General features: G+C 51.2%; 12 protein-coding genes. 3 read left to right on the top strand and 9 right to left on the bottom strand.

What is annotated here, in order from left to right:
- Nucleotides 1–47: 47 nt before the first annotated feature.
- From DFR42_RS24120 to DFR42_RS24090, 7 genes are all read right to left on the bottom strand, one after another.
- Nucleotides 48–317, bottom strand: a complete 270-nt coding sequence (locus DFR42_RS24120; RefSeq protein ID WP_110257606.1) for an HPr family phosphocarrier protein — start codon at nt 315–317, stop codon at nt 48–50.
- Nucleotides 318–446: 129 nt separating this feature from the next.
- On the bottom strand, nt 447–854 hold the full coding sequence (locus DFR42_RS24115) for a PTS sugar transporter subunit IIA (protein ID WP_110257605.1): 408 nt from the start codon (nt 852–854) through the stop codon (nt 447–449).
- A gap of 89 nt (nt 855–943) precedes the next feature.
- Complete coding sequence (gshB, locus tag DFR42_RS24110) at nt 944–1888, bottom strand: glutathione synthase (RefSeq protein WP_110257604.1); 945 nt, start codon at nt 1886–1888, stop codon at nt 944–946.
- Nucleotides 1889–1933: 45 nt separating this feature from the next.
- A complete protein-coding gene (gshA, locus tag DFR42_RS24105) occupies nt 1934–3232 on the bottom strand; it encodes a glutamate--cysteine ligase (protein ID WP_110257603.1) in 1299 nt (432 codons plus the stop codon).
- A gap of 133 nt (nt 3233–3365) precedes the next feature.
- Complete coding sequence (locus DFR42_RS24100) at nt 3366–3668, bottom strand: antibiotic biosynthesis monooxygenase family protein (RefSeq protein WP_110257602.1); 303 nt, start codon at nt 3666–3668, stop codon at nt 3366–3368.
- A gap of 40 nt (nt 3669–3708) precedes the next feature.
- Nucleotides 3709–4752, bottom strand: coding sequence for an AI-2E family transporter (locus tag DFR42_RS24095; protein WP_211324406.1), 1044 nt, complete (start codon nt 4750–4752; stop codon nt 3709–3711).
- Nucleotides 4749–5138: an MAPEG family protein gene (locus DFR42_RS24090; RefSeq protein WP_110257601.1), complete on the bottom strand. Its 390-nt coding sequence runs from the start codon at nt 5136–5138 to the stop codon at nt 4749–4751. Before DFR42_RS24090 ends, DFR42_RS24095 begins: the two co-directional genes overlap by 4 nt.
- Nucleotides 5139–5442: 304 nt before the next feature.
- On the opposite strand from DFR42_RS24090, the gene DFR42_RS24085 reads away from it, so the two are divergent.
- The gene (locus tag DFR42_RS24085; RefSeq protein ID WP_110257600.1) at nt 5443–6006 is read left to right on the top strand and encodes a glycine zipper 2TM domain-containing protein; all 564 of its coding nucleotides are present in this window, start codon (nt 5443–5445) and stop codon (nt 6004–6006) included.
- Nucleotides 6007–6426: 420 nt separating this feature from the next.
- Entirely contained in the window at nt 6427–7887 is a 1461-nt protein-coding gene (locus DFR42_RS24080; protein ID WP_245937069.1) for a sensor domain-containing diguanylate cyclase, read from the top strand.
- Here the strand turns inward: DFR42_RS24080 and DFR42_RS24075 are convergent.
- Together DFR42_RS24075 and DFR42_RS24070 are read right to left on the bottom strand one after the other, a co-directional pair.
- Nucleotides 7872–8714: a Rossmann-like and DUF2520 domain-containing protein gene (locus DFR42_RS24075; RefSeq protein WP_110257598.1), complete on the bottom strand. Its 843-nt coding sequence runs from the start codon at nt 8712–8714 to the stop codon at nt 7872–7874. The two genes, DFR42_RS24080 and DFR42_RS24075, sit on opposite strands and share 16 nt — an antisense overlap.
- A gap of 3 nt (nt 8715–8717) precedes the next feature.
- Nucleotides 8718–9419, bottom strand: a complete 702-nt coding sequence (locus DFR42_RS24070) for a Crp/Fnr family transcriptional regulator (protein WP_110257597.1) — start codon at nt 9417–9419, stop codon at nt 8718–8720.
- 304 nt (nt 9420–9723) lie between these two features.
- Here DFR42_RS24070 and DFR42_RS24065 point away from each other — a divergent pair, with 304 nt between their 5' ends.
- Entirely contained in the window at nt 9724–11676 is a 1953-nt protein-coding gene (locus DFR42_RS24065; protein ID WP_110257596.1) for an AMP-dependent synthetase/ligase, read from the top strand.
- The last annotated feature ends 2 nt before the right edge of the window (nt 11677–11678 follow it).

The raw sequence follows: 11678 nt of genomic DNA, 5'->3' as shown, positions 1-11678 counted from the left end.
CCATTTGTTTCGACTGCGCAGCAGTCAGGCACATATTTCCGTAACGACTATTCACCTTCACCAAACTTGTCATTGATCAGGGCCTGGATGGCGTCAAAACAGGCTTGTTCATCTGCACCATCAGTCTCCAGCAAAACTTTACTCCCCTTGCCCGCTGCCAGCATCATGACACCCATGATGGACTTGCCATTGACGCGGCGGCTATTGCGTGTCAGCCATACTTCAGCCTTGAATTTGCTGGCGGTTTGCGTAAATTTTGCGGATGCACGTGCATGCAAACCCAGCTTGTTGATGATTTCAATTTCTTGTTGGATCATGCTTCACTTTCTTTCTTCTGTTTATAGAACTTACGCAAAATTGTTCCAGCAAGGCGCAGCGACGAAGGCAGTACTTTAGTACGACTAGGCGCTGTAACGCAGCTGGGGCAGTTTTGCGTAAGTTCCCCCTTAACCTGGTGATAAACGCACTCTGTTATCAAGTCTGATCGCGCCATTCTGGCCACCAGCCAGCGCCATCTCCACCACAACATCAAGTACGTCACTACGATAAGTTATCGCCCGCAAGAGCATGGGCAGGCTGATACCGGCAATGATGGCCACCCGATCAGGGTCACCGAGTTGTCTGCAGCAATTCGATGGCGTGCCACCCATGACATCAGTGATCACCAGCACGCCGGAACCATCATCCAGACGCAGCACGGCTTCACGGGCGAGGCGGTTGACTTCATCAATGTTCTGGTCGGCAATAACATCTATCGCTTCAAAGCGCTCAGGCATGCCACGAAATACATGGGCGGCAGCCTGCATGAAAGCCGTGCCCAGGGGTGCATGCGTCATTAAAAGTATGCCAACCATCGTTCTCTAACTCTCTTGTGACGGCCAGCGCTGGCCGCCCTCTTTCATTTATTAAAACTGCAAATTATGCTGCAAAATTAAGTACGGACTCAGGATGCAATTGCGGTTTCCAGTGCATCAATAAACATGCCAGCAACATTGAAGCCTTTTTGCTGGGTAATTTCCTGGAAACAGGTAGGGCTGGTCACATTGACTTCCGTCAGGTTCGCGCCAATAACATCTAATCCTACCAGCAACAGGCCTCTTTGATAAAGTTCGGGTGCCAAAGTCTGCGCAATCTCAAGATCGCGGGCAGACAATTCCTGCGCCACACCTATGCCGCCAGCAGCCAGATTACCCCTGACTTCACCGTTTTGCGGAATACGCGCCAGTGCAAACGGTACAACCTTGCCACCGATCAGCAGTATCCTTTTGTCACCATGGACAATTTCAGGAATATAGCGCTGCACCATAATGGTACGGCTACCATTCACCGTCAGCGTCTCGATGACAGAACCCAGGTTCATGCCATCGTCACGGATACGGAAAATACCGGTGCCACCCATGCCATCAAGTGGCTTGAGGATAATGTCCTGATGTTCTTTATGGAAAGCGCGGATACGTTGCTCATCGCGCGTCACAAGTGTCGGTGCCGTGAACTGGCTGAACTGGGCGATACTGAGCTTTTCATTATGATCGCGGATGGCTGCCGGTTTATTGAAGACCCGCGCGCCCTGCTGCTCTGCCAGTTCCAGCAAATAAGTCGCGTAGATATATTCCATATCAAATGGCGGATCTTTGCGCTGCAGGACGGCATCAAAAGCACTCAGTGGCAAAGATTCAGGCTCTGACAATCTGAACCAGTCCTCGCTATCCCCGGTCAGTGTGATGCGGCTGATGTTGGCAATCACCTTGCCGCTTTCCAGCGCCATATCATCCGGACCAAAGGCATAAATCGCATAACCACGCTTGTCTGCCTCCACCATCATGGCGTAAGTGGAATCCTTATACGTCTTGAAGTGAGACAGCGGGTCGGTCAGGAAGGCGATTTTCATAAATATGCTCAGTATTCTTGGCTAGGTAACAATCTGATTAATGATTTAATAAACCTCAGGATTTGGATCAGTCTTTTCCAGCTCCAGTGACGCTGCCAGCAAAGCCAGGCGCGCTACGACACCATACATGTAAAATCGATTTGGTGCAGCGGTGCCTGGTTTTGCCTTCATGTCAGGCACTGCATGTTGCTGGGCAAAGGCCAAAGGCACAAAGTGCATGCCAGGCGCATTGAGGTTTTCATCAACACCACGGTCTTCATGCACGCGGTAGAAACCACCAACGACATAGCGGTCTATCATATACACCACAGGCTCGGCCACGGATTCATTGATTTGCTCGAAAGAGTACACTCCTTCCTGCACGATGACATCCCTGACTTCCATGCCATCCTTGATGACCGACATCTTGTTGCGCTGCTTGCGATTGAGATCACGCACTTCGCTGGAATCATGCACGGTCATGATACCCATGCCATAAGTACCGGCATCGGCCTTGACGATGACGAAGGGTTTTTCCTTGATGCCGTATTCCTTGTATTTCTTGCGTATCTTGGCGAGTATGGTATCCACCGCGGCCACCAGCGTATCTTCACCACTGCGGTCATGGAAATTGATGTCCTTGCACTTGGTAAAGAAGGGATTCAGCATCCACGGATCGATATCCACCATCTTGGCGAATTTCTTGACCACTTCATCATAGGCATGGAAGTGATTGCTCTTGCGGCGCAAGGCCCAGCCTGCATGCAGTGGCGGCAGCAGGGTCTGTTCATTGAGTTCTTCGAGTATCGCCGGTATGCCTGCCGACAAATCATTGTTCAGCAGGATGGTGCAAGGGTCGAAATTCTTCAGGCCCAGGCGGCGGCCATTGGCGGAGCGCTCCAGCGGCTCCAGTATCAGCTGGCTGCCATCTGGCAAATCGATGGGTGTTGGTTCGGTAATATCTGCGGACAGCGAACCCAGACGCACGTTCAAACCAGTCTGGCGGAAAATCTGCATCATGCGGGCAATGTTTTGCAGGTAAAACACATTGCGGGTATGGCTCTCAGGGATGACCAGGAGATTTTTAGCATCCGGGCAATATTTCTCTATCGCCGCCATCGCTGCCTGCACTGCCAGTGGCAACATTTCTGATGCCAGGTTATTAAAACCGCCGGGGAATAAATTGGTATCGACAGGCGCCAGCTTGAAACCTGCATTGCGCAAATCGACAGAACAATAAAATGGCGGGGTATGTTCCTGCCATTCAAGACGGAACCAGCGTTCTATCGCAGGTGTCGCTTCTAATATCTTTTTTTCAAGATCGAGCAGGGGGCCGTTGAGAGCGGTGACGAGATGCGGAACCATAATGACCTTTTGGAGAGCAAGCTGTTGCCAAAATTGAACGCCGACCTCAGCGCCACAGGCAAATCATGACTTGATAAGCTTGGGATGAAATCCCGGTAATCAAGTCGGAATTATCCCAGGCTACACAAAAAAATCACTCAGACTTGGCTAAAAGATCAAAATGCTCGACCACAGGGGCGCTGGCAAAATAAGGGCCGACAATCGCACGCCAGTCGGCAAATGCTGGAGATTCACGAAAATCCACGGTATGGTTTTCCAGCGTAGCCCAATAGATCATGAGCAGGTAACGCTCCGGCGACTCTATACCCTTTTGCACCTTGAAACCCAGGAAACCCTTGGCATGACGTATCACTTCGTCAAGGCCACGCTGTATGGCAACATCAAATTCGGCTTGTTTGCCAGCTTGTATCCGTATATCTGCTAACTCCAGAATCATTTTTAAGCCTTTTATGTTGGAAATTTACTACTATGTTTCATTAAACCAAACCGCGGTCACTCAGTTCTTTCTTGATATATGCATAAAACACCGGGGCGGCAACCACACCAGGGACACCAAACAGGGTTTCCATGACCAGGATGGCGGTCAGCAATTCCCAGGCCCGGGCATTTACTTGTGCGCCAATAATGCGCGCATTTAAAAAGTATTCTGCCTTATGAATGACGATCATGAATACCAGCGAAGCTACGGCCACATTCAGGGATTGTGACAAACCAACAATCACGATGACGGTATTGGAAATGATATTACCCGCCACAGGTATCAGACCTGCCAGGAAGGTAATCGCGATCATGGTCTTGGTCAGTGGCAGGTGTATGCCAGCCATGGGCAGGATGGCAGCCAGATAAATTGCAGTAAACACGGTATTGATCAGGGAAATCTGCACCTGGGCAAACACGATTTTATGGAAAATCTGGCCCAGGTTACTGATTCTTTGCAGCATGGCAGCAGCAAAGGGTTTGTGGTTGCTGTCGCCAGTGACGTCACGCAGGGCAACCATGCTGCCTATGATCATGCCCAGCAACAGGTGTACGATCATATGGCCTGCTTCAGGCACTATCTGCTTCGCCTCACCGGCATGTTCACGCAACCAGTGGGTCATCATTTCTCTTAAGGCTTCCACATCTTCCGGCAGGTTAGTGCTTACCCACTCTGGCAATTGATGGCGTGAAGCTTCAATAATATCCGCCAGCCTTTGCAGCAGGTTTTGCAGGTTACCAGCATCGCTGCGCAAGAAGGCATGGATGCCCCAGCCTGCCAGTATCAGGCCAGTAATCAGGAAAATGGATAAAAACACCACGGCAATCATGCGTGGCTGCTTGTGCCGGAAGCGCAGGGCAATCGCCGGTGCCAGTACATGGATGATGGAAAATACCAGCAATCCTGAGAACAGGGCCAACAGCAATCCTGCCTTCAATACCATTAACAGGGAGATGCCCATCAGGATATACGAGGCATACACAGAAGGTGTCAACGCGGAGTTGACGGAATTGACACTACTGCCAAGAATTTTGCCTTTCATTTCAACACCCCGCTCAAGCCCAGCATCGCACCCAGCACCAGCGCGACTGCTGCCAGAACAGAAATCAGGAAACCCATGGATCGCTTGCCTGCATCCTGCAGATAAGCCAGCGCATACATAATTCGTCCCATCAGCCACACCAGACCCAGCAAAGCCGCAGGCATATCCCCGGCCCAGACTGCACATAACCACAGGGCTGGCAAAAAGAATACCATTTGCTCTACGGTGTTTGCCTGCACCCGCATAGCGCGCAAGAATTCAGGCGGCCCATCCATGGCAGGTGCCTTGACCTGGAGCTTGACCCGCAGACGTCCGACTACCATTACATTCCAGAAATACATGCAGAGTACGGCAAGCGTCAGCCAGGATGTCCATTGCAAGTGCATAAGTTCTCCAGTAGAGATGAAAGGCATAAGGGGCTCAAGGAACGTAAATGAGGCCGATTATGTAAAGTACAAGTAAAACGCGAGCCAGGTACAGGAATAGAGTACCAAAAGTATAGTGAAACAGACACTTACATTTTCATGTCTTCTATTTTCGCCGCACAGGCGTTATATACACATTATCACAGGACACATAGAGAAATACGCAGATCCGGGCCATGTGCTTACATTGCATATAAAACAATGCAATCGAGTTGACTGGCCCAGGTGATGTTTATCACATGATCCACATCAAAAGAGGTAAAAAATGAAATTTTCATTCTCAACAATTTCCAAGGCAGCACCTGTACTGGCTTTGCTGGCTGCTGCCGTTGCCGTCCCTGCTGCCCACGCGGCTGACTTTGACGACTATGCCCGCGTCGTCAGCGTTACCCCTCAGGTTGAACAAGTGAACGTGCCGCGCCAGGAATGCCGTACTGAATATGAAACCAGCCAGCGTAATTATCCACGCCAGCAACAGGCTGAGCGCAGTAATGGCGGTGCCATCATCGGTGGTCTGGCTGGTGGTTTGCTGGGTAGCCAGGTTGGCGGCGGCAATGGCCGTATCGCTGCTGCTGCCGTCGGTGCTGTAACTGGTGCCATCGTGGGTGACCGCGTTGAGAACAATGGCAATAACGGCAACAATTACAATAGCCAGCCTGTCTATGAAAGCCGCCCTGTGCGTCAGTGCCGCAATATCGACAGCTGGGAAACCCGTACCAATGGCTACGCCGTGACATATGAGTACCATAACCGTACTTATACCTCGGTCATGCCGTATGACCCGGGTTCACGTCTGCGTATTCATGTGTCTTTGACGCCACGCCCTTAAAACCTGCTTACGATCTTAAGCGCGAGCGCAACAGTAGCTTTGCGGGGCTCATGCGCTGCTCAAAATGCTCATGTACTCAAGTACATTCCGCTTTTTGCGCTGCGTTTTTGTTACCCTTACCCCGCTGACGCCCGCTCGCTACAGATCGTAAACAGGTTTAATCTGCTATTGTTAATGTATTAGTGCCGCTAAATACCACTATTTAGCGGCATTTTTTATTTCCCATCTGTGAATTAAATCACAACCCCCCTTAAAAATCGCACACGCTGCATGAAACATCATGCAATATCATCTGATTGTGCTCAAAACTACTGCAAGACACAGTCGTTTGACTCGAAAATGACCAGAATCAGCATAGGTTTATAGTATTATCTTGCGGCAAACCTCACGCTCATGCTCCGTCTATCATTCATGCAAAAAATGTTAAAAAAATACGGTCTGCTGGTATGGCTATCCCTGATCCTGATTGCAGGTTTTGTGTCCACGACCGTGGCATCTTTTGTCGTTTCCCGCGATGCCATACAACAAGGCATCTCCGAGCAAACCCTGCCCATCACCGGTGACAATGTCTATTCTGAAATCCAGAAAGACATATTGCGCCCTGTATTTGTCTCGTCCCAGATGGCGCATGATACTTTTTTGCGCGACTGGATCATCAATGGTGAAGAAGACAAAGACCAGATCGTCAAGTACCTGAAAGAAATCAAGCAAAAGAACCATGCGATTTCCAGCTTCCTGATATCTGACCAGACCCGCAATTATTATCATGCTGACGGCGTGCTGAAAACCATCAGCGATACCGAGCCACGTGACCAGTGGTTTTTCCGGGTGCGTAGCCTGAAAAGCGATTATGAAACCAATGTCGATATCGACATGGCCAATCGCGACACCATGACCATCTTCATCAATTACCGTATTCTTGATTATTCAGGCAAGTTCATCGGCGTCACCGGCATAGGCCTGACGCTCGATACCATGAAGAACCTGATAGACAGTTACCAGACCCGTTTCCGCAGGAATATTTTTTTCGTCGACCAGAAAGGCAATATTGCCCTGGCAGGCAATAATATGAAAAAGATACGCAGTAACCTGAGCGCCATGCCGGGCCTGGGTAGCCTGGCACCGCAAATCCTGGCGAATCGCAAGAGTGAATCACAGCACCTTGAATACAAGAACGGCACAGAAACCATACTCGTCAATGCACGTTTCATCCCTGAGCTGGGCTGGCATTTGCTGGTAGAGCAGGAAATGGGAAATGAGATCAAGCCCCTGCAAAATGTCTTCCTGATCAATATCGCCATCAGTGCAGGCATTACCCTGGTCATACTGGCGATCTTGCTACTGACTGTCAGGCGCTACCAGAGAAGGCTGGAAAAGTCTGCATCGACAGATACCCTGACCAATTTGCTGAACCGCCAGGCCTTTGATTTTGTCTTCCAGCAGGCGCTGCTTGATAGCGAACGCTCACGCCAGCCCATGTGCGTGGTCTTGCTGGATATAGATTTCTTCAAGAAGGTCAATGACAAGCAAGGCCATCTGGTAGGCGACCATGTGCTCAAGGAAATTGCTCTGATATCCAAGCGCTCATTGCGTGAAAGCGACATCATTTGCCGCTGGGGCGGTGAAGAATTTTTGATCTTGCTGAAAAACTGCACGCTGGAAAAAGCCACTTCGATCGCTGAGAACCTGCGCAACACCATCGCCAATAATGACTTCTCGCGCACCACTGACCTGACACGCACCCGCTTGTCGATTACCGTCAGCATGGGCGTGGCAGAATGCAAGGACAAGGAAAGCGAAGCCAGCGTATTTGAACGTGCCGACCTGGCCCTGTATCAGGCCAAGGAAAATGGCCGTAACAGTGTCTACTTCTCCGAGTGAGAATCAGATATGCGTGCAGCCGCCAAATCTACGGTCGGCTGCGTAAATACCCGGTACAAGTCACCTGCCTGCTGGTCCCATTCACTGAGCCTGCTTTGCTGTAGGACGACGGTCTGCATGTCGCCGCGCGCAATAGGGCCAGTCAGTGCTGCCTGCGTGCCCAGGGCGAAGACATTTTCCAGAGTCTGTCTTGCCAGCGGTGCCGCCATCTTTTGCGCGACTTCTGCAGGTATGCCCGCCGCCTGGTAAGTACGCAAAGCGACTTCCATCAGGGTCACCAGATAATTGCTGGCAAACACAGAACCTGCGTGATACAGCAATTTATTCTCAGCCTGGATGATGACCGTCTCTGCACCTATGGCCTGCAAGGCAGGCACCAATACAGCCAGCGCAGCCTCATCACCTTCCAGACTGCATATCGTGCCGACAAATTGTTCTGCCAGCAAATCAACATTGGCAAAACTGCGCACTGGATGGACACTGGCAACAGTTGCGCCTGCCATTCTGGCGGCCTGCAATTCTGTCGATGCCTTGGCACCGCTGCAATGAAAGATGACGCTGCCATCCTTCAGCAAACCGGCATCTGCCAGTTGCTGGCAAACACTGGTAATCTGGTCATCGCTGACTGTCAGCATGGTCACATCGGCTGGCTGCAATTGTGCGATGGCATCGACTGCCCGCCCAGCACCCAGCCAGGCTACGGCAGTGCTGGCACTTGCCATGCTGCGGTTCAATACCTGCTGTATGGCAAATTGCTGCTGACGCAGGAAATTTTTGGCCAGCACCTTGCCTACCTTGCCTACACCTATGATATTCAGGGTCTTCATGCTTCATTCTTCCGGGAAGCGGCGCAGGCCTTCAAGATCAAGTATGGTGATGCCACCATAATCCACGCTCAGCAAGTTTTTCTTTTCCAGCAATTGCAGGGCCTGATTGGCGCGCTGGCGCGATACGCTGGAGATATAACCTATTTCTTCCTGCGATATCTGGATCTGCATGCTACTACCAGCTTTCAAGCCAGGGTTCAGGTAAGGGTGGAACATGGCTGCCAGGCAACGGGCAACGCGGGTATCAGGGTCGAGCATGCGGTCATATTCCACCAGCGAGATAAACAGGCCCAGGCGTTCATTCAACTGATGCAAGAGAAAGCGGTTAAACGGAATGCTGTTATCCAGCAAATAGCTAAAGGTAGTGCGCGGCATATAGGCGACACGGGTATCACGCAGGGCCACCACATCATAGCGACGCGGCTCGGTCTTCAGCAGCGAGCCTTCACCAAACCAGCCACCTGCCAGCATGCAACTGAAGGTTACCGTCTTGCCATCCGGCGAGATACTGCTCATCTTCAAAAAGCCATCGATGACACCCATCCAGTAATCTACCGTATCCCCCTTGCGACAGACATAGCCACCGGCGGGGATGAAACGTTCAACGACTTCATCTTCCACCTTTTGCATATGTTCCGGAGCCAGCATGCTGGCCCAGATGGACTTGGCAAACCGCTCTTTAGGGTCGCTGATTTTTTTTGTCATATTTGTGCAACGCACCACAGATAATTGCTTCAATTTTTCAGATTGTCAGTCGAATGACAACCACCGGCCCCTGAAGGGTCTACTATCGCTTCAACAAAAAGAATTACGGAGACATTGTAAGCGAGTTGACCATTGCAGCGAAGACTGCAGGCACTCAAAGGCAACGCATTGCAGCTTGCCACTACAATACCTACCGTAAATTTGTCCTCTCAGCTGCATGTAAGCCAGGCGTAAGCATGTTGTAAGAGGGGATCAGGACACTCACAATAAATAAGCCCCAAACAACAGGCTAAGTGGTGGAGACATGAATCAAAAAGAAGCAGCGAATTCGACTTTTCCCAGGTTGTTATTGCAGCATGGGAAAACACGGCCGCAACATCCGGCCTTCCGGGAAAAAGACCTGGGTATCTGGCAAACCTGGAACTGGCAGCAAGTCAATGCAGAAGTGCGCGCCCTCGCCTGCGGCCTGGCCGCACAGGGTTTCAAACGCGGCATGAACCTCGCCATCATCGGTGACAACCGCCCACGCCTGTACTGGGCCATGGCCGCCGCGCAATGCCTGGGCGGCATACCTGTGCCGCTGTATCAGGATGCACCGGCTGCCGACATGGCCTATGTGCTGGAAAATGCCGAGATCGTCTTTGCGATTGTCGAAGACCAGGAGCAGGTTGATAAGCTGCTCGAAATCAAGCAACAGTATGCAGGCATACAGCATATCGCTTTTGATGACGACCGCGGCATGCGTCATTACCATCAGCCGGAACTGACATCCTACGCAGCCCTGCAAGAACTGGGACGTGCTTACGATATCGCCCATCCCGATTTTTTCATGAAAGAAGTAGAGCTTGGCCAGCCAGATGACACCGCTGTCATGCTGTACACCTCAGGTACCACAGGCAAGCCCAAGGGCGTCTGCCAGTCGCACCGTTCTTTCATGACGGCTGCGGTAGGCGGCATGGAATTCGACCAGCTCACAGCGCAGGAAGATATCCTGTCTTATCTGCCCATGGCCTGGGTAGGTGATCATTTGTTTTCCTTCGCCCAGGCCATGGCCGCTGGCTTTACCGTGAATTGCCCGGAGTCCAGTGAAACCGTGATGACAGACTTGCGCGAAGTTGGCCCCACCTATTATTTCGCCCCGCCACGCGTGTTTGAAAACATGCTGACCACGGTCATGATACGCATGGAAGATGCGGGCAGCATCAAGCGCAAACTGTTTGCCCATTTCATGGACCTGGCACGCCGTGTTGGTTCTGACATACTTGATGGCAAAGCCGTCAGCGGCATGGACCGCCTGCAATATGCACTAGGCAATCTGTTGATTTATGGCCCGCTGAAAAACGTGCTGGGTTTATCACGAGTGCGCGTCGCCTACACTGCCGGTGCTGCTATCGGCCCTGATCTGTTCCGCTTTTATCGTTCCATCGGTGTCAACCTCAAGCAGCTATATGGTTCCACTGAAACCTGTGCCTATGTCTGCCTGCAACCTGATGGCAAGATCAAGTTTGACAGCGTAGGTGCGGCGGCACCTGGTGTTGAAGTCAAGCTCGCGCCGAATGGTGAAGTGCTGGTCAGGTCAGATGCGATGCTGACTGGTTACTACAAACGCCCCGATGCAACGGCAGAAGTCATGGATGAGCAAGGTTATTTCCATACCGGTGACGCAGGCATCTTTGACCAGGATGGTCATCTGAAAATCATTGACCGCGCAGCCGATGTAGGCAAGATGAAGCAGGGCGATATCTTCGCGCCCAACTATATAGAAAACAAACTCAAGTTCTTCCCCTTCATCAAGGAAGCCGTGGCCTTTGGTCATGAGCGCGATACAGTTTGTGCCTTCATCAATATTGATATGGAAGCTGTCGGCAACTGGTCAGAAAGACGTGGCATAGCCTACTCTGGTTATACCGACCTGGCAGCCAAGGCCGAGACTTATCAATTGATATTGTCGTGCATAGAAAAAGTAAATGCTGATCTCGCCAGCGAAGACTTGATGGCAGGTACGCAGATACACCGCTTCCTGGTACTGCACAAGGAACTCGATCCCGATGATGATGAACTGACCCGCACTCGCAAAGTAAGACGCAAATTCATTGCGGAAAAATATGCGGTGCTGATAGACGCCCTGTATTCAGACAAACGTTCGCAATTCATAGAAACCCTGGTCAAGTTTGAAGATGGCCGCCAGGGCAAGGTCAGTGCCGATTTGCATATCAGCGATGTCAAAACATTTTCTGCCCAAAAGCTGGCTGCATAAGG

The sequence above is a fragment of the Undibacterium pigrum genome (assembly GCF_003201815.1).
GTDB lineage: Bacteria > Pseudomonadota > Gammaproteobacteria > Burkholderiales > Burkholderiaceae_D > Undibacterium > Undibacterium pigrum.
This window is presented reverse-complemented; position numbering and strand designations above follow the sequence as displayed.